This is a genomic window from Candidatus Omnitrophota bacterium (genome assembly GCA_028716245.1).
GTDB lineage: Bacteria > Omnitrophota > Gorgyraeia > Gygaellales > Profunditerraquicolaceae > UBA6249.
The window spans coordinates 229,597-247,609 of sequence record JAQUQW010000002.1; the positions used below are offsets into that span (position 1 = coordinate 229,597).

The following is an 18,013-nucleotide window of genomic DNA, read 5'->3' on the forward strand; positions in this document are numbered from 1 at the left end:
AATCGTACTAATTACGTTAGTTACTGTTATCATAGATTACGCGCGTAAATATCTTTATCTCTTAAATGAAAGAATTAGTTAGTTGGTGGGGTCATATCCCCGAGCATATTAACCCTATTTTCCTAAAGGTAGGCATTATCCAGGTGCATTATTACGGGTTGATGTATCTGTTGGCTTTTCTCACCGTATATTTGCTGGTTCTCTATAGGCTCAAAACGGAAAATATAGGATTCAAGAAAGAAGTTATAGTCAATTATTTTACTTGGTTAATTTTAGCAGTTTTAATCGGTGGTAGATTAGGTTATGTTCTGTTTTATAATTTATTTTATTACCTTAAACATCCTTTAGAGATATTTTTACCGTTTGATATTAATAACGGTTTTCAATATACCGGCCTTTATGGGATGAGTTATCATGGCGCGCTCATAGCAATAGTTATCGCATCAGTAATTTTTTGTCGCAACTATAAACTTAATTTCTGGTTACTTTCGGATTTATTAGCTCCTGCTGTTCCTTTGGGATATACCTTTGGCAGGTTAGGGAATTTTATTAATGGCGAACTTTACGGCCGCATTACTACAGTGCCGTGGGGTATGTATTTCCCTTTAGACTCAATGCATCGGTTACGGCATCCCTCTCAGCTTTATGAAGCGTTGTTTGAAGGGATATTTCTTTTTATTATCCTGTGGAGCCTGCGTAAGAGGATCCGGCCTTCGGGAGCGCTTTTCTCTTTGTATCTTATCGGCTATGGGACGATAAGGTTATTTTTAGAGTTTTTTCGTCAACCGGATGTTCAATTAGGATTTGTTTTGGGTATATTTACCATGGGGCAAATCCTTTGTTTTACGATGATTATATCGGGAGTAATTATTTTTTTAATAAGAATATCAAAAAATAAAAAAGCAGTGTATTAGTCTATGGGGTGCCTTAATTATGGATTTAAAAATTAAAAGTACCTCCGATTATAAAACAATTTCTTTAGAAGAGGTCTTTAAATTTCTAGAAACAACCTCAGACGGCCTCTCCGCTTCGCAAGCCGGGAATCGCCTTGCCATATTTGGAGCTAACGAAATAGCAGAAAAGAAACCGAATCCTTTCTTGGAGTTTGTTTCGCGTTACTGGGGCCCCATGCCATGGCTGTTGGAACTGGCGATAGCGCTTTCGTTAGTATTGCGGCATTATCTGGAAGGAATAATTATTTTTGTGCTGCTTACATTGAACGTCATCATCGGTCATATGCACGCACGCGGTTCGCAGAAGGCAATCCAACTCCTTAAACAAAAGCTGGCCATTAAAGCAAAAGTATTACGAGATGGAGAATGGGTAATGCAAGCGGCAGAAGAGATTGTGCCCGGAGATATCCTTGTAGTTAAGCTTGGAGATATAGTGCCTGCTGATGCCAAGATTGTAAGCGGCGATTTATCGGTTGATGAATCAGCCTTAACCGGAGAATCCTTCCCTAAAGATGCACATCCGTTAGACGTTATTTATTCAGGATCTGTAGTGAAGCGGGGGCAAGCCAGGTGCGCCGTGGTAAATACCGGGGCAAATACCTACTTTGGTAAAACAGCCGAACTAGTCAAAATAGCAAAACCCAAGTCGCATCAAGAGGAAGTTATGATGGCCGTAGTTAAATACATGATGTACCTGGGCATTGCCGCGTCAATCCTTGTTGCAATATACGCCTTATTCCTTCACTTAAGCGTCTTTTTGATACTAACCTTTGTTGTGATTTTTCTTATGGGGGCAGTCCCTGTGGCGCTTCCAGCAGTAATGACAATTGTTCAATCGGTAGGTGCGATGGAACTTAGTAAGAAGGGGGTGTTGGTAACCAGGCTTGATTCGATTGAAGATGCCGCTTCTATAGATGTGCTTTGTTTTGATAAGACAGGCACGGTAACGCAGAACAGATTATCAGTTATAGATAGCATAGTGTTTTCAGGATATCAAAAAGAGAATGTTATCAGATTAGCTGCTTTGGCATCCCGAGCAGAGGGGATGGACGTAATCGACCTTGCGGTTATTGAATATGCTAAAGACGCGCGGGTAGATTTAAATGCGTTTAAACAGATTTCGTACGCGCCTTTTAATCCGTCGCTCAAGAGAACAGAAGCGATTATCGAAAATAATGGAGCGCGTTTTAAGGCCATTAAGGGTGCCTCTCAGGCTGTCCTAGCTTTGTGCCGCGGAATTGGTCAAGAAACGATAGCTGGGGCTAATAAAACAATAAAGGAGTTTTCTCAAAAAGGATACAGGACGATTGCAGTTGCGCAGTCGCGCGGGGATGATCTAGAAAACTTTCAACTTGCAGGGCTGCTGGCATTAGCTGATCCTCTTCGGCCGGATTCAAAGAGCATGATCGAGGAAGCAAAAAAGCTGGGGATAAAGCCCATTATGCTGACCGGAGATAATATTGCCATAGCTCAAGAGATAGCCCGGCAGGTTGGCATTGGCAGTAAAATTATCAGGTTTTCTGATATTGCGGGCTTAAGTGAAGATACGCAGATAAGGTCTATTGAAGAAAGCGATGGGTTTGCCGAGATATATCCTGAGGATAAGTATAAAATAGTAAAATTGCTGCAATCAAGAAATCATATGGTAGGGATGACCGGAGACGGGGTGAATGATGCGCCGGCGCTAAAGCAGGCGGAGATGGGAATAGCGGTAAGAAGATCAACTGATGTGGCCAAAGCATCAGCAAGCGTAGTCTTAACTGAACCGGGAATAAGCGTAATAATTAATGCGATAGAGATAAGTAGAGAGATATACCAACGGATGCTGACATGGGTTATAAATAAAGTTACTAAGGTTATAGAATTTGTAGGGTTATTAACCGTAGGTTTCTTTTGGCTGCATAATATTGTGCTTTCACTTTTGGGAATGTCGCTACTTGTATTTGCCAATGATTTTGTAACCATGTCTCTGGCAACCGACAATGTAAAGTCCACAGATAATCCTAACAAGTGGAATGTAAAAAATATTACTGTGTTATCCATCATTCCGGGTATACTCTTAGTGGTGGAAGGCTTAATTATAATTCTGGTAGGGCTGAGATATTTTCATTTGGAATGGGAGAAGCTGCGTACTTTGGTAATGCTGAACCTTATATTTAATAGCCAATTTCGAGTATTGATTGTTAGGGAAAGGAGGCACTTTTGGGCATCTGTTCCCGGTAAAGCGTTGCTCATCTTCAGCCTATCGACCATAATAATATTCTTTCTGTTAGGTATTTACGGTATTTTTATTCCAGCTCTTACCGTAAAACAAATTCTTATTGTTCTGGGATTCTCGGCGTTATTCACTCTGGGTATTGATTTTCCTAAATACTATTTATTTAGGAGATTTGGGTTATAATTACATATATAAGGAACAGAAGGAAAGAGCCGTAAATGCCAAAGACTAAAATAATCTGCACTTTAGGGCCGGCTTCAAGCAAAGAAAATGTTTTGATCAAGATGATGGGCGCCGGTATGGCAGTGGCAAGGTTAAATTTCTCTCACTCTACCTCAAAGGTTCATTTAGCCCGGATACGGCTGATAAGGAAACTAAATAAAAAATATCGCCTAAATATCAAGATATTGGGGGATTTGGAGGGTTACCGCATAAGGGTGGGTAGATTAGAAGGAGGTCAGGCGATCAAGGTAAATAAAGGGCAGGTCGTTTGGTTGACACAAGAAAATACTTTAGGAAAAGGCAGCCTGATACCATTTGATTACAAAGGCCCTTTAAGCAAGATCTGCAAAGGCCAATACATTTATATTGATGATGGTAATATCGCCCTTATAGTTTTAGGGGGCCGGATAAATAGATTAAAGGCTAAAGTGGTTATTCCCGGGTTGATTAAAGAGCGCAAAGGCATAAATATGCCCGGAGTAAAAATGAGCTTTAAAGGATTGACAGCCAAAGACAAGGAGGATATCCGTTTTTGTTTAGAAAATAAAGTTGATTATCTAGCCCAGTCTTTTGTAAGGAGTAAGGACGATATCCTCGTTATTAGGGAATATCTTAAGGATTGTGCGTATAAATGCAAGATCATTGCAAAAATTGAGAACCGGGAAGGTATTAAAAATATTGCTGAAATAATCAAAGTCTGCGATGGAATTATGGTCGCCAGAGGCGATCTGGGCGTCTCCATTCCTATATATGAGGTGCCGATAGTGCAAAAAGAAATAATCAAAAAATGTAACCGGGCAAAAGAATTTGTCATTACCGCTACCCAGATGCTGGAGAGCATGACTGAAAACCGTATCCCTGAAAGGGCGGAGGTTTCAGACGTGGCTAACGCCATATTGGACGGTTCGGATTACCTGATGCTTTCCGCGGAGACTGCGGTTGGTTTATATCCTGCGGAATGCGTTGATATGATGAATAAAATAATTAAGTTTACGGAGAAGAACACCCCTGGCGATCTCCGTCTTACGAGACCGGGCAAGAGATAATATTTTATTCCTCGAAGAGTGGCCGTTGTTAAATTTTAGTTGACAAACCGCAAAAATAGTGTATACTTTTTGGCGTAGTGAGCAAGGGAGTAGAAGTCTTGAACCGTAAGGAGAAAGAATGACACACCTTACGGTTTTTTTATGGAAAGGAGGAAACAGAGAAAATGGCAAAGGGTAAAGTAAAGTGGTTTTCCAATCAAAAGGGATATGGTTTTATTACTCCTGAGAATGGCGCTGATGTATTCGTGCATCACACCGCGATCCAGGGTGAAGGCTATAAAACCTTAGAGGAGGGCCAGGATGTCGAATTCGAGATCGAAAAAGGTCCTAAAGGTGAACAAGCTACTAAAGTAGTGAAGTTATAACCTAATCAGGAAAACAAAAAAGGCCCGGCACAAAATGCTGGGCCTTTTTTGTTTAAAATCGTGGTAGAATAAAAGAGATGAAAAAATTTGCAGCGGTAGCCATGAGCGGCGGCGTGGATTCTTCGGTAGCCGCGGCTTTATTAAAAGAGCAAGGGTATGAGGTAGTCGGCCTGACGATGTGTTTTAACCTGGCGGAAAAGGACGGCAAGAAGCCCAGTTGCTGCGGTTTAACCGGAATTGAGGATGCCCGGCGGGTTTGTCAAAAGCTGGGAATCCGGCATTATGTTATCAATTTGGATAAAGATTTTTCCCGGGATGTAATCCAGAATTTTCACCAGGAATATTTAAACGGCAGGACCCCCAATCCCTGCGTTAGATGCAATCAGTTTATAAAATTCGGTATTTTACTTAAAAAGGCGCTTGGCCTGGGGGCCAAATTTTTAGCCACCGGACATTATGCCGGGATCGTAAAGTCAAAACAGGGATATCTGCTTAAAAAGGCCAGGGACATTAGAAAAGATCAATCCTATTTTTTATACCGCTTAAACCAGAAACAACTAAAACACATAATTTTCCCGTTGGGTAATTTTACCAAATCTAAAGTCAGGGAGCTGGCCAGGGATTTTGGACTAAAGGTAGCGGAAAAACAGGATAGCCAGGAGATTTGTTTTCTGCCGGACGGCAAACACGGGGATTTGATCAAGGCCAAAGGTTTAAACCGCGTTCAGCCGGGTGAATTGGCGGATAAAGAAGGCAATATCCTTGGGGTGCATCAAGGAATACCATTTTATACTATCGGCCAGCGCCATGGATTGGGAGTTGCCAAGGGATACCCGTTGTATGTAACGCGGATTAATGCCAGAGCCAACCGGATTACCGTAGGAAAACGGCAGGAGGCTTATAAAAGCGGATGCATTATAAAAGAAGTGAATTTTCTGGGTGAGCCTTTTAAAAAGAAGGTTGAGATAAAGGTAAGGATACGCTATAATCATAAAGAAATGCCGGCAGTTGTTTATCCGGATGCAAAAGCATTGAAGGTAATTTTTAAAGAGCCGCAGTTTGCGATAACACCCGGCCAATCCGCGGTCTTTTACGATAAAGATATAGTTTTAGGCGGAGGAATAATCCAAAAGGTTATTGATGAGAATGATCAAGGAAGATAAAGAATTAGTTGCCAAGATTAAAGAGTTAAAGAAAAAACGCAATGCCATAATCCTGGCGCATAACTACCAGTTGCCGGAAGTCCAGGATATCGCGGATTTCCGCGGGGATTCCCTTGAGCTTTCGCGGATGGCCGCCAAAACCGAAGCAAAAGTAATTGTTTTCTGCGGAGTTTATTTTATGGCCGAAACCGCTTCGATTCTTTCTCCGGATAAATTAGTAATTATGCCGGATGTATCCGCCGGATGCCCCATGGCCAATATGATGACTGCCGCTGACCTAAGGAAGCTAAAAGCCGAGCATCCCCGGGCAGTCGCCGTAGGTTACGTGAATACCTCGGCGCAGGTGAAAGCGGAACTGGATTATTGCTGCACTTCGACTAACGCGGTTGCGGTAATCAACTTTTTAAAGAATGAGAAAGAAATAATTTTTATCCCGGATAAATACCTGGCCGATTATGTTTCCAAAAAGAGCGGCAGAAAATTGATCACCTGGCACGGTTTTTGCCCGACGCATGTTAAGATATTGCCGGAGGATTTAAAAAGAGAGAAAAAATTTCACCCTAAGGCCAAGAGAATGGTGCATCCGGAGTGCCTGCCTTCCGTAGTTGCGCTGGCGGACGCGGTATTATCTACCAGCCAGATGGCTAAATATGCCAAGGAAAATCCGGCCAAAGAGTTTATCGTCGGTACGGAGGCCGGGTTAGTTTACCGCCTAAAGCAGGATAATCCGGATAAAGAGTTTTATTTAGCCAGCGAACGCGCGATGTGCCCGAACATGAAACGGACCACGCTGGAAAAAGTGCTCTGGGCTCTGGAGGATCTTAAAGAAGAGGTTAAGGTGCCGGAAAATATCAGGGCAAAAGCGTACCTGGCTATTGAACGTATGTTAAAGATTATTTAATGAATATCCCGATCGTCTTTGAAGATGATTGGCTACTGGTGGTTAATAAGCCTGCCGGCCTATTGAGTGTCCCAACACCTAAAAACGAATCGCGTACTTTGACCAGCATTTTAAACCAAGATGCCCAGGATCGAGGATTAAAGTATCGGCTTTATCCCTGCCACCGCCTTGATCGGGAAACCTCGGGGCTGCTGATTTATGCTAAAACCAAGGGCATTGAGTCAAAAATGGCGGATGCTTTCAGGAGCAGGCAGGTAAGTAAAAAATATATCGCTTTTGTGCATGGAAAATTGGCGCATCCGCAAGGCACTATCGCTTCGGCTATCGAGGCAAAGAGCGCGGTTACAAACTACGAGGTTATGCAGGAAAAAAATAATTACAGCGTAGTTGAGGTTTCTCCGGTTACCGGCAGGACTAATCAGGTCCGGATCCACTTCAAGCGTATCCAGCATCCCTTAGTCGGTGAAGATAAATTTATTTTTCGCAAGGATTTTGCTTTGCGGGCAAAGCGGGTTTGCTTGCATGCCGAATATTTAGAGTTCAAGCATCCTGTGACCGGTAAAACTGTGGCGGTCCAGGCGCCTCTGGCCGCAGATATGCAAAAGTTTTTGGAAGATCACTAATCTTAGGAGAACCCGATGCACATAGTGTCTGTTTTGATCTTTGGTATTGTCGAGGGGATTACGGAGTTCCTGCCTGTTTCTTCGACCGGCCACTTAATGCTAACCGCAAAACTTCTTCAGATCAGCCAATCGGAATTTATCAAAAGTTTTGAAATCTCTATCCAACTGGGTGCAATACTGGCAGTGGTTGTTTTGTATTGGGACAGGTTGATCAAGGGCTGGGAGATCTGGAAACGCTTATTGGTTGCTTTTTTGCCCGCGGCCCTGATTGGGGCCCTGTTTTATAAAATGATCAAAAGATATCTTTTGGGCAATAATGAAGTGGTGCTTTGGTCCTTGTTTATCGGCGGGTTATTTTTGATTGTCTTTGAATTGCTGCACCGCGAAAAAAAAGGCGCGGTTGAGGAATTGTCCGCTGTTTCTTATCCGCAGGCATTGGTTATTGGTTTGTTCCAATCGGTAGCGATGATTCCGGGAGTTTCCCGGGCCGCGGCTACGATTATCGGGGGCTTGGTGGTGGGGTTAAAAAGAAAAACTATCGTGGAGTTTTCATTCCTCCTGGCGGTTCCCACTATGCTGGCGGCAACGGCTTTGGATCTTTTTAAAAGCGCCCAGGTCTTTAAATCGGGCCAGTTTGTTTCTTTGGGGACAGGTTTTATTGTTTCATTTTTTGTGGCTCTTGCTGCGATTAAGTTTTTGCTCAGCTTTATCAAGCGCCACAGTTTTATTGCTTTCGGGGTATACCGCGTAATTATTGTTTTGGTGTTTTGGTTAATAGTGAAGTAAACGGAGGAACTGATATGAGTATTATAGTGTTGGGCACAGTGGCATTAGACAGCGTAAAAACTCCTTTTGGCAGGCGTAAAGAATTACTCGGAGGATCAGCGGCACATTTTTCCATGGCTGCCCGGCTTTTTACCAAAGTTAACCTGATCGCCATTGTGGGAAGTGATTTTCCAAAGGAACACATCGCTTTTTTAAGAAGCAAGGGGATTAATCTTAGTTCTTTGATCATGGAGGGCGGTAAAACCTTCAGGTGGGAAGGCGAATATAAAGGGGATTTAAATTCAGCCCTTACCATTAACACCGAGTTGGGCGTGCTTTCGGTATTTAAACCGCAGGTTTCTGAAGAGCAGCGTAAAATAGAAAACATATTCTTAGCCAACGTTGACCCGGATATTCAGGAGCACCTTTTGCGTAAGATGCATTCTCCGAAATTAGTCGGTTTAGACAGCATGAACTATTGGATTAATACTAAGCGCAGAGAACTGATCAAACTGCTTAAGCTTATAGATATTTACGTGGCTAATGACCAGGAGGCCAGGGATTTATCAGGAGAGAGTAATTTAATTAAGGCAGCCAAACGCCTCTCCTCTTTTGGTCCTAAAATGGTGCTGATTAAAAAAGGGGAGCATGGAGTTTTATTTTACAGCCGGTCTTTGCATGCTGCAAACGGGTTGGTTTTTTCTCTTCCGGCATATCCGGTTGAGAAGGTAATCGATCCTACGGGAGCAGGGGATACTTTTGCCGGAGGGTTCATGGGTTATCTGGCAAAGAGTGGTAAGATAAACTCTTCAGCAATAAAGAAGGCATTGGCTTACGGGACTGTGGCCGCTTCTTTTAACGTGGAAGATTTTGGTCTGTATCGGACAAGCAAACTGGTCCCGCAAGACCTACAAAGACGTCTAGTTAAATTTAAGAGCTGTTTTTTATTTTAATTTTACACCCCGCGCTTAGAGGAGTTGCGCGGGTGTGCCTTTGTGGGCAACACGCCGCGTTTATGAGGAATTACGCGGGTGTGGCCTTCTGGCCAAGGAGACAATGATGAAAGAGATCCGCGAAGAATTTTTGAGGTTTATCAAGTCCTACGGAGTGATCGGCGTGGCTATCGGTATTGTTATGGGCCAGGCGGTAGCCAAGGTTATTACGGTTATCGTCGAAGGCCTGGTTATGCCGGTCTTAGAAGTATTACTTCCCGGGAACAAATGGCAGGAAGCGGTTTTACATCTCTGGAGGATAAATATCAAGATTGGCTTGATTATCGCCGGGCTGATCGATTTTTTTATTATCTCGGTGGTAGTTTTCTTTTTGGTTAAATATATATTAAAGATCGAACCTGGTCATAAACATTAACACCCCGCGTTTATAAGGAATTACGCGGGTGTGCCCGTGTGGGCAAGGAGGACAATTATGTTGGCAGAAAAGATTTTCAACGATTATAAGGAGGCAATGAAAGCCCGCGACACTCTGAAGAGTTCGGTTTTAAGTTTTTTACGGGCAGATATGCTTAATTTGGCAACCGCCAAGAAAAAAGATAAGCTCGATGACGCCGAAATTATTACCGTAATCAAGAAACAAATAAAGCAGCGCCAGGATTCGATTGAACAGTTTACCAAGGGCGCAAGGCCGGAAGCTGCGGAAAAAGAGAAAAAAGAATCAGAGATTCTCAAAGGTTATTTACCCGCCCAGATGCCGGTTGAGGAAATTAAACGTTTGATTGAAGAAGCGGTTGCGGCAACCGGAGCAAGCGGCGCCAAAGATATGGGCCGGCTGATGAAGGAGCTGTCTGTAAAGATCGCCGGAGGGGCTGACGGGAAACTGGTCAGTGATTTGGTAAGGCAAAGGTTAAGTCCTCCTTCCTAAAAAGAAAGTTCAAATATGTTTTCTTCGTTACAGGTTAAATATTTTCGCATCTATTGGCTGGGCATGTTTGTGTCTTTGATCGGTACCTGGATACAAACCGTAGCTCAGAGCTGGCTGGTGTTTGAGTTAACCAACTCCGCGTTTCTTTTAGGGGTGGTTGGTTTCTTAAGTTCAATACCTATATTTGTGCTTTCTTTATTTGGAGGCGTGTTGGCTGACAGGGTAAATAAAAGAAATATACTGATTTTTACCCAAGTAACTTTTATGTTCCTGGCTTTTTTACTGGCAATCCTGACCCAATTCAAACTGATCACCCCTTTACAGATTATGTTCATTGCTTTGTTTAACGGGATCGTGATGGCTTTTGACGCTCCGGCCCGGCAGTCGATAGTGGTGGAGCTGGTCGGTAAAAAACATCTTTTTAACGCCATCGCCTTAAACTCGGTAGCTTTCAATTCTTCGCGGATTATCGGGCCGGCAATCGCCGGTGTATTGGTTTCGGTGATCGGGATGAGCGGGTGTTTTTATTTAAACGGAGTCAGCTTCCTGGCAGTCATTATCGCCCTCTTTTACATTAGATTGGGAACAGGCAAAGCGCGGAATAATAATTCAGCGATAAAAGATCTTAAAGAAGGTTTGATCTTTATCAGCCGCCACCCGCTTATTTTAGCTTTAGTGAGCATGGTGGGGGCGATGAGCCTTTTTGGTATTTCCTATGTTATCCTGATGCCGGTTTTTGTCAACCATGTGCTGGCCGCCGGAGTAAAGGGCTTGGGTATACTGATGTCCAGCACCGGACTTGGGGCCTTGATTGGAGCTTTAATTCTGGCCCGGTTGGGAGATTTTAAATATAAGGGAAGGCTGCTAATCGGCTCGGCGTTCTTATTTTCCTTGTCGCTGATCATTTTTTCATTATCTAAAAATTACGCTTTGGCCGTTTTCTCTTTGATCCTTATAGGATGCACAAGCGTTATTCCAATTGCCCTGATCAATACTTTATTGCAAATTAACGTGCCGGATGAATTTCGCGGCAGGGTAATGAGCCTTTTTATGATTACTTTCGCCGGGATTATGCCTTTTGGAAATTTGATTTCCGGAGGCCTGGCGCAAACATTGGGGGTATCGGCGGCTCTTTTTTTCTGCGGCCTGACTTGTCTGGCATTATTTACGTTGATTAACTTTGTATTTTCAGGATTAAGAGATTTATAGTAGTTTTGCGCCTTAAAATAAAGGGACCGTTTCTATTTTTTCTTTGTTCCTATTTTTAAAAAATAAAAACGGTTCCTGGTTTCACTCAAATTTCAGTTGATTTATTTATATATTTTGTTAAAATTAGTGTTGGTAACAACCCGCGCTTAAAGGTATTGCGCGGGTGTGCCCTTGTGGGCAAGGAGGTGAATTAAATTCCCGCAATTTGATAATAATAAAACGTCATAATAACAAATTTTAATAAATTATAGAGAGGAGAGTAAGTATGAAGAGGTTATTAAGTTTAGGGGTAGTGGTTTTGATGTTGGCGGGATTATCCGGTTGCGGTAAGAAACAAGAAGCAGAGGAGTTGCAGCCCATTACCATGGAGTCCCTGAGTACGCCCAGCAGCCCGGCCGCGGCTATGCCGGACATAAAGGCCCAAGAGTCCAAAATTTTAACTGCTCCGGCAGTTACCCAAGCCAAAGAAGTTGTACCTGTACCGCCGCAGGGGCCTTATAAGCCTACGGGCATCGAAATCCAGACTGCTTTAAAGAACGCCGGTTTCTACACCGGCAATATCGACGGAAAAATCGGCCCGAAGAGCAAGAAGGCGATCGAAGATTTTCAAACCGCAAATGGCCTCAAAGCTGATGGCAAGGTGGGCACCAAGACCTGGGAAGCCCTGAGTAAGCATCTGAGCGCTGAAGCCGCTCCGGTTAAGCATAAGCGGTAACGGAAATTTTTAAATTTGTTTCAAAAGAAGATCCCAATGTAAAATATTGGGATTTTCTTTTTTACAGTGGTATAATGTAAACCTATATGAAGAAATTTCCGCAAAATTTCCTTTGGGGCGCCGCAACTTCAGCGCATCAGGTTGAAGGCCAAAACATTCATAATGATTGGTGGCTGGCTGAGCAGAGCCTCTGCTTAAAAGAAGCTTCGGGCAGCGCCTGCCGGCATTATGAACTTTACGCGCAGGATTTCGACATCGCCAGAGAGCTTAACCATAATTGCCATCGTTTTTCCATAGAGTGGAGCCGCATTGAGCCGCAGGAAGGAAAATTTGACTCCTCGGAAATCGAACATTACCGTAAAGTTATTTCCGAATTAAAGAGCCGGGGAATTGAACCGGTGGTTACCCTGCATCATTTTACCAACCCGATCTGGTTTAGCCAAAAAGGCGGCTGGACCAAAGCTGGCCTCCAGAAATATTTTTTGCGTTTTGTCGATAAAATAGTCAAAGAGTTTGCCGGCCAGGTAAAATTTTGGATAACCATAAATGAACCTCTGATTTATTCATCGCATTCCTATCTATTGGGTGTCTGGCCTCCCAAGGAGTGTTCGCTGTTTAAGGCTGCCAAAGTAACCTTTAATATGGCCGGCGCCCATATAAAAGCTTACCGTCTTATCCATAAAATTTACCGGGAAAAGTCTTTAGCCAGGCCCATGGTGAGTATCGCGGCTAATTTGCAGGCATTTGAGATTTGCCAGCCGACATTAAAAAATAAATTGGCCCTGTATTTACGGCATAAATTATATAACTTGTATTTCATCGAGAAGCTTTTACGTAAAAAGGCCTTAGATTTTATCGGGATAAATTATTACGGCAGGAACCTGGCGGATGTGCGTAACTGGAAAATAAGGAGTTTATTGCTGGATACCTGCAGTTATAACCATCATCCTTTGCGTAAAAATTCTTTAGGTTGGGATATTTACCCGCAGGGGCTCTACAAGCTTTTAATGGCCCTGAAGAGGTATAATCTTCCAATTATGATTACCGAAAACGGCATCTGTACTGAAGATGATGATTTGAGATGGGACTATATCCGGGAGCATCTGGAGCAGATACATCAGGCTATTGATCAGGGGGCCAAGGTTTTAGGTTATATTTACTGGTCACTGATCGACAATTTTGAATGGGATAAAGGGTTTAGCCCGCGTTTTGGCTTGGTAGCTGTGGATTATCAAAATCAAAAACGCACAATTAAGACAAGCGCCAGAAAACTTGCGCAGGTGGCCCAAAGCAATGAAATTTAAATGGAACCCAAAGACAAAGAATTTATCATAAAAGAATTGCCGTTTTTTGCCGGCCTGAGCAAGGCGGAACTGGCGATAATTTACGCCAAGAGCCGGATTGTTGAATACCGCAAAGGCCAGATTATTTATGAAGAGGGTTCGGCTCCGAGCGCTTTTTATTGCATTATCTGCGGCCGGGTGCAGATTTATGCCAAAGATAAAGACGGGAAACAATCGATCTTGGAGTATTTGCACCGCGGTAAATATTTCGGCATTATTTCCCTGCTGACCAACGAAACGCATTCGGTGACCAGTGCTGCCATCAATGATTGCTCGATATTGGTAATCAATAAAGACGATTTTAATTCTGTGTTAGAGGGTATTCCGCGCCTGGCTATTGACCTAAGCCGCACATTAAGCCGCCGCCTTAAGCGCAAAGATATCCATCAGAAAAAAATCTTTGAGAGCACGGTTATTTCGGTTTTTAGTTCCTACGCGCAGGCAGGCAAAACTATCTACGCTTTAAATCTTGGTTTAAGCCTTAACCGTGAAACCCATAAGTCTGTAATCATTTTAGACATTTTATCTAAAGAAAAGATCCACACTTTACCGGACAAGCTGGAAATCCAGCAGCCGCCTATTTTTGACCTATCTTCCAGCGAAGAAATTTATACCCTGCCAAAAGATTTTGTTTTAAAAAGCAGCTTTGGCATCGACTTGTTTTGTTTCTACTACCAGGAAGATAATGAAGCCTGCCTTAAGCGGTTGATTGAGATATTAAGTATTTTGGTTAATGATTATCATTATATTCTTTTAGACCTGCCTGCGGCGATGGACCGTTCGATTATCAGTATGCTGAACCAATCGGACTTAATCCACATCTTAAGCAGCCCGGACCCGGTGGATTTAAAGCGTACCAATAATCTCATCAGCCGGCTTAAGACAGATTTTAATTTTGATCCGCAGAAGATCAAGACCATTGTTAATGAATATAAATTAGCCCGGATCCATTATAGCGATCAGCTGGAAATCCTGGGGCAGGATATTTTTGCTACCATTCCTAAAATAGAATTTGATTCCCCGGCCCGCCTGATTATCGATGAGCCTGATTGTGAATATTCCAAGGCAGTCAGGCGGATTGCCCGCCATTTGGGAGATTGTCTTGTGGGCTTGGTCCTGGGGGTAGGGGTGGGGTATGGTTTTTGCCATGTAGGAGTATTAAAGGTCCTTGAAGAAGAGAAGATCCCAATTGATGTGATTGCCGGTTCCAGTATCGGCGCCCTTATCGCCAGCCTTTGGGCCATCGGAAACAATAGCCGGGAGATCCTGGAGATTACCCGTGAGTTCAGAGAGCCCAAACATATCTGGGGATTAGTCGATATAACTTTTCCGCGGCTGGGCTTTCTCAAAGGCAATAAATTATACCGTTTCCTGAAGAAACATCTGGGGGATAAAACTTTTTATGATGTGAAACTCCCTTTAAAAGTAATCGCCAGCGATGTTCACCGGAAGGAGCCCAAAATTTTAGACAAAGGGCCGCTGGTTGATGCTATAATGGCAAGTTGTTCGATGCCCGGGGTATTTACCCCTTTTAAATTCAGGGAAGAAATACTTTTTGACGGCGGAGTGACCTATCCTTTGCCTACCGAGCCGCTGATGCAGATGGGGGTAAAAAAGATTATTGCGGTAAACGTTACTCCGTCGCGGGAGGATATTTTAAAACAGCTAAAAAAGCTAAAGGAAGAGGTTGCCTCCGGTAATGCCGTTGAAAATAAGCGGCCGGGTTTTCTTGCCCGGCTCAAGCGCTTCTTTAGCCTGAATATCGTGGATATTATTTTTAGCAGTGTTGAGGTGTTGCAGTCTGAGGTAGCCCGGCGCGAAGGGGAGCTGGCGGATATCGTTTTGCATCCGGATACCGCGGGTTTATTCTGGCTGGAATTGCATCGAGCCGATGAATTCGCCAAACGCGGAGAGGAAGAGGCGCGTAAGCATTTGAATGAAATCCGGCAATTGATCAATGAATAATTGGGGGAGGAACAATGAAAAGTAATGCGCGATTTATTTTAGCTATTTCAGGCTGCCTGTTATCCACTGTTTTGTTAGGGTGCGCGACGATCAAAGAAATGGGCAAAGGCTTTGCCGGCGTATCTACCCAGGTTCTCGAGGATAAACGCAAGGATGCTTTGAAAAAATCTTTTGCCCTGGACTACAATGGCTGCTACGCCAAGGTCAAGGATATCTTAAGCCAGAAAGATAGAGCGTCCTATATATACGCAGAGGATCCCAAGAAGAAGATGATTGCTATTTATGTTTCTGCGCAAGATACTACTCCTGTAGGGATATTTTTTACCGAGGAAACAGGAACCGGCACTTTGATTGAAATATCCAGCCCGAGCACTTATGCTAACGAGGAAATCGCAAGCAGAATATTTACCGGTATTGATACGTTACTTAATCCTAAGCCCAAGCCTAATACGCAAAACCAAATGGAGAAGAAAGCCGATGTTAAAGAAAAAGTTATCAATCAATGATTTGATTAAGGAGTGCCACCGCGTTGCTAAAAGCAAGGGTTGGTGGGATGATCTGCGTAATGACGGTGAGTTGATTGCGCTGATGCATTCTGAACTATCCGAGGCTCTAGAGGCAATGCGCGGCCATGATAAAGAAAATAATTTGGCGGAGGAGTTAGCGGACTGCTGTATCCGCATATTTGATTATTGCGGCTCGCGGAAAATAGATTTGGAAAAAGCGTTATTAAAGAAGATCGAATATAATAAAACCCGTCCTTACCGGCACGGAAAGAAATTCTAAGCAACACCCCGCGCTTATAAGGAATTGCGCGGGTGTGCCCTTGTGGGCAAGGAGGAACAATGCCATACGATAGCAGTTTGGACGCGCAGGTTTTTACGCGTTTTTGGGAGAATGATTCCGGAAAAGTGGTGGTCAGTGTTTTTTCTTATAACAATGGCCCTAAAAAGATCCAGCTTGTCAGAGAGATAAAAGATAAAAACGGCGAATATGCTTTTGCCAAACTCGGCCGCTTGACCAAAGAAGAGGCGCAAGGCATATTACCTTTGATTCAGGAAGCGCTTAAAAATATGTAAGGATTATGGCCCAAATTAAGAAGCGGGACAGTTGGGGATCGCGCCTGGGAATTATTATGGCCGTGGCTGGTTCAGCTATCGGCCTGGGTAATTTCTTGCGTTTTCCGGCTAAAGCGGCGGCAAATGGCGGCGGAGCTTTTATGATCCCCTATTTTATTTCCCTGCTTCTTTTAGGAATCCCGCTGATGTGGATTGAATGGACCCTGGGCCGTTACGGCGGGGGTTTTGAACACGGCACTGCCCCTGGAATATTCCACAGCCTTTGGCAGAAAAACCGTTTTATTAAATATTTTGGAGTGATCGGAATATTCGGCCCGCTGGTTATTTTTATCTACTATGTCTTTATTGAATCCTGGACGCTGGCTTACAGTTTTTTTGCTTTAGCCGGCAAATACACCGCGTTGACGGATCAGCAGTCACTGCGCCATTTTTTAACCGGTTTTCAGGGTTTGGAGAAAAATCAGTATTTTAACGGCATCGGAACCGCCTACCTGTTTTTCTTAGTTACTTTCTTATTGAATATTTGGGTAATTTATTATGGGATAAAAGGGGGAATAGAGAAGCTTTGCAAATGGGCAATGCCGCTGCTATTTGTTTTTGGTTTGGTGCTGATGTCCAGAGTTTTGACATTGGGTGCCCCGGATTTAAGCCGGCCAGCTTGGAATGTGTCAGGAGGTTTTGGTTTCTTATGGAACCCGGATTTTTCCGCGCTTAAATCCGCCAAGGTTTGGCTTGAAGCAGCAGGACAAATATTTTTTACTTTAAGCGTGGGGATAGGTGTGATCCTTACCTACGCCAGTTACTTAAAGAAAGCCGATGATGTTGTGCTTTCCGGGACAACCGCGGCGATGACCAATGAATTTGCCGAGGTTATTCTAGGCGGAAGTATTATTATTCCGGCGGCTTTTGTGTTTTTTGGGCCGGTGGATATTAAATCCATCGCCCAGTCAGGGGTATTTAATCTAGGTTTTGTAACTATGCCGTTGGTTTTGAATAAGCTGCCGCTTGCCGGATTCTTCGGATTCTGCTGGTTCTTTTTATTATTTTTAGCCGGGATAACTTCTTCGATTTCGCTGGCCCAGCCGGCAGTGGCATTTCTGGAAGATGAGTTCAATATTAACCGTAAGCGGGCGGTTTCCATATTTGCCGCAGTTTCATTCATCTTATGCCAGCCGGCGATATTTTTCCTGGGCCGGGGAGTGGTTGATGAATTGGATTTTTGGGGCGGCACATTTTTTCTGGTAGTTTTTGCGACAATTGAGACAATATTATTTGCCTGGGTATTTGGTATGGAGCGGGCTTGGGAGGAAATACATCAGGGCGCGGATATGATTATACCTAAAATCTATAAATTTATCATAAAGTATATCACGCCTTTATTTTTATTTATTATATTGGGAATGTGGTTTGCCCAGGAATGGCTGCCGATAATAATGATGAAAAATGTATCCGGGGCAGATAAGCCATTTATTTTTTGCACGCGCTTAGGTTTATTGTTCGTATTTATAATTTTGGCGGTTTTAGTAAAGATTGCCTGGAAGCGTAGAAAGCTAAAATAAGGGAGGATA

At 43.4% G+C, this 18,013-nt stretch carries 19 protein-coding genes; all 19 read left to right on the forward strand.

The window, feature by feature from the left end; all coding sequences use genetic code 11:
* The first annotated feature begins 65 nt into the window (after positions 1–65).
* The 19 genes from lgt to PHG87_04740 all read left to right on the forward strand — a co-directional run bounded on the left by lgt (position 66) and on the right by PHG87_04740 (position 18,004).
* Positions 66–914: a prolipoprotein diacylglyceryl transferase gene (lgt, locus tag PHG87_04650; GenBank protein MDD5477477.1), complete on the forward strand. Its 849-nt coding sequence runs from the start codon at positions 66–68 to the stop codon at positions 912–914.
* A 19-nt stretch (positions 915–933) separates the two neighbouring features.
* Positions 934–3,354, forward strand: coding sequence for a plasma-membrane proton-efflux P-type ATPase (locus tag PHG87_04655; protein MDD5477478.1), 2,421 nt, complete (start codon positions 934–936; stop codon positions 3,352–3,354).
* 35 nt (positions 3,355–3,389) lie between these two features.
* Positions 3,390–4,439 (forward strand): pyruvate kinase, encoded by a 1,050-nt coding sequence (gene pyk / locus PHG87_04660; protein MDD5477479.1) that lies wholly within the window; start codon positions 3,390–3,392, stop codon positions 4,437–4,439.
* Between the two features lie 164 nt (positions 4,440–4,603).
* On the forward strand, positions 4,604–4,804 hold the full coding sequence (locus PHG87_04665) for a cold-shock protein (GenBank protein MDD5477480.1): 201 nt from the start codon (positions 4,604–4,606) through the stop codon (positions 4,802–4,804).
* A gap of 77 nt (positions 4,805–4,881) precedes the next feature.
* Positions 4,882–5,967 carry a tRNA 2-thiouridine(34) synthase MnmA gene (mnmA, locus tag PHG87_04670; GenBank protein MDD5477481.1) on the forward strand — a complete coding sequence of 362 codons (1,086 nt, stop codon included), beginning with the start codon at positions 4,882–4,884 and terminating at the stop codon, positions 5,965–5,967.
* A complete protein-coding gene (gene nadA, locus PHG87_04675) occupies positions 5,951–6,868 on the forward strand; it encodes a quinolinate synthase NadA (protein MDD5477482.1) in 918 nt (305 codons plus the stop codon). The genes mnmA and nadA overlap by 17 nt, the downstream gene beginning before the upstream one ends.
* Positions 6,868–7,491: an RluA family pseudouridine synthase gene (locus PHG87_04680; protein ID MDD5477483.1), complete on the forward strand. Its 624-nt coding sequence runs from the start codon at positions 6,868–6,870 to the stop codon at positions 7,489–7,491. The genes nadA and PHG87_04680 overlap by 1 nt, the downstream gene beginning before the upstream one ends.
* Positions 7,492–7,506: 15 nt before the next feature.
* Positions 7,507–8,277 carry an undecaprenyl-diphosphatase UppP gene (gene uppP / locus PHG87_04685; GenBank protein MDD5477484.1) on the forward strand — a complete coding sequence of 257 codons (771 nt, stop codon included), beginning with the start codon at positions 7,507–7,509 and terminating at the stop codon, positions 8,275–8,277.
* A gap of 14 nt (positions 8,278–8,291) precedes the next feature.
* Positions 8,292–9,209: a PfkB family carbohydrate kinase gene (locus PHG87_04690; protein ID MDD5477485.1), complete on the forward strand. Its 918-nt coding sequence runs from the start codon at positions 8,292–8,294 to the stop codon at positions 9,207–9,209.
* A 103-nt stretch (positions 9,210–9,312) separates the two neighbouring features.
* Positions 9,313–9,624, forward strand: coding sequence for an MscL family protein (locus tag PHG87_04695; GenBank protein MDD5477486.1), 312 nt, complete (start codon positions 9,313–9,315; stop codon positions 9,622–9,624).
* Positions 9,625–9,681: 57 nt separating this feature from the next.
* On the forward strand, positions 9,682–10,134 hold the full coding sequence (locus tag PHG87_04700) for a GatB/YqeY domain-containing protein (GenBank protein MDD5477487.1): 453 nt from the start codon (positions 9,682–9,684) through the stop codon (positions 10,132–10,134).
* A gap of 15 nt (positions 10,135–10,149) precedes the next feature.
* Positions 10,150–11,343 carry an MFS transporter gene (locus PHG87_04705; GenBank protein ID MDD5477488.1) on the forward strand — a complete coding sequence of 398 codons (1,194 nt, stop codon included), beginning with the start codon at positions 10,150–10,152 and terminating at the stop codon, positions 11,341–11,343.
* 265 nt (positions 11,344–11,608) lie between these two features.
* A complete protein-coding gene (locus PHG87_04710; protein MDD5477489.1) occupies positions 11,609–12,058 on the forward strand; it encodes a peptidoglycan-binding domain-containing protein in 450 nt (149 codons plus the stop codon).
* An 86-nt stretch (positions 12,059–12,144) separates the two neighbouring features.
* Positions 12,145–13,362, forward strand: coding sequence for a glycoside hydrolase family 1 protein (locus PHG87_04715; protein ID MDD5477490.1), 1,218 nt, complete (start codon positions 12,145–12,147; stop codon positions 13,360–13,362).
* The gene (locus PHG87_04720; protein ID MDD5477491.1) at positions 13,363–15,366 is read left to right on the forward strand and encodes a patatin-like phospholipase family protein; all 2,004 of its coding nucleotides are present in this window, start codon (positions 13,363–13,365) and stop codon (positions 15,364–15,366) included.
* Positions 15,367–15,380: 14 nt separating this feature from the next.
* Complete coding sequence (locus PHG87_04725) at positions 15,381–15,872, forward strand: hypothetical protein (protein ID MDD5477492.1); 492 nt, start codon at positions 15,381–15,383, stop codon at positions 15,870–15,872.
* Positions 15,844–16,152, forward strand: coding sequence for a MazG nucleotide pyrophosphohydrolase domain-containing protein (locus PHG87_04730; protein MDD5477493.1), 309 nt, complete (start codon positions 15,844–15,846; stop codon positions 16,150–16,152). The genes PHG87_04725 and PHG87_04730 overlap by 29 nt, the downstream gene beginning before the upstream one ends.
* Before the next feature lie 59 nt (positions 16,153–16,211).
* On the forward strand, positions 16,212–16,445 hold the full coding sequence (locus PHG87_04735) for a hypothetical protein (protein MDD5477494.1): 234 nt from the start codon (positions 16,212–16,214) through the stop codon (positions 16,443–16,445).
* A 5-nt stretch (positions 16,446–16,450) separates the two neighbouring features.
* Complete coding sequence (locus PHG87_04740) at positions 16,451–18,004, forward strand: sodium-dependent transporter (GenBank protein MDD5477495.1); 1,554 nt, start codon at positions 16,451–16,453, stop codon at positions 18,002–18,004.
* The last annotated feature ends 9 nt before the right edge of the window (positions 18,005–18,013 follow it).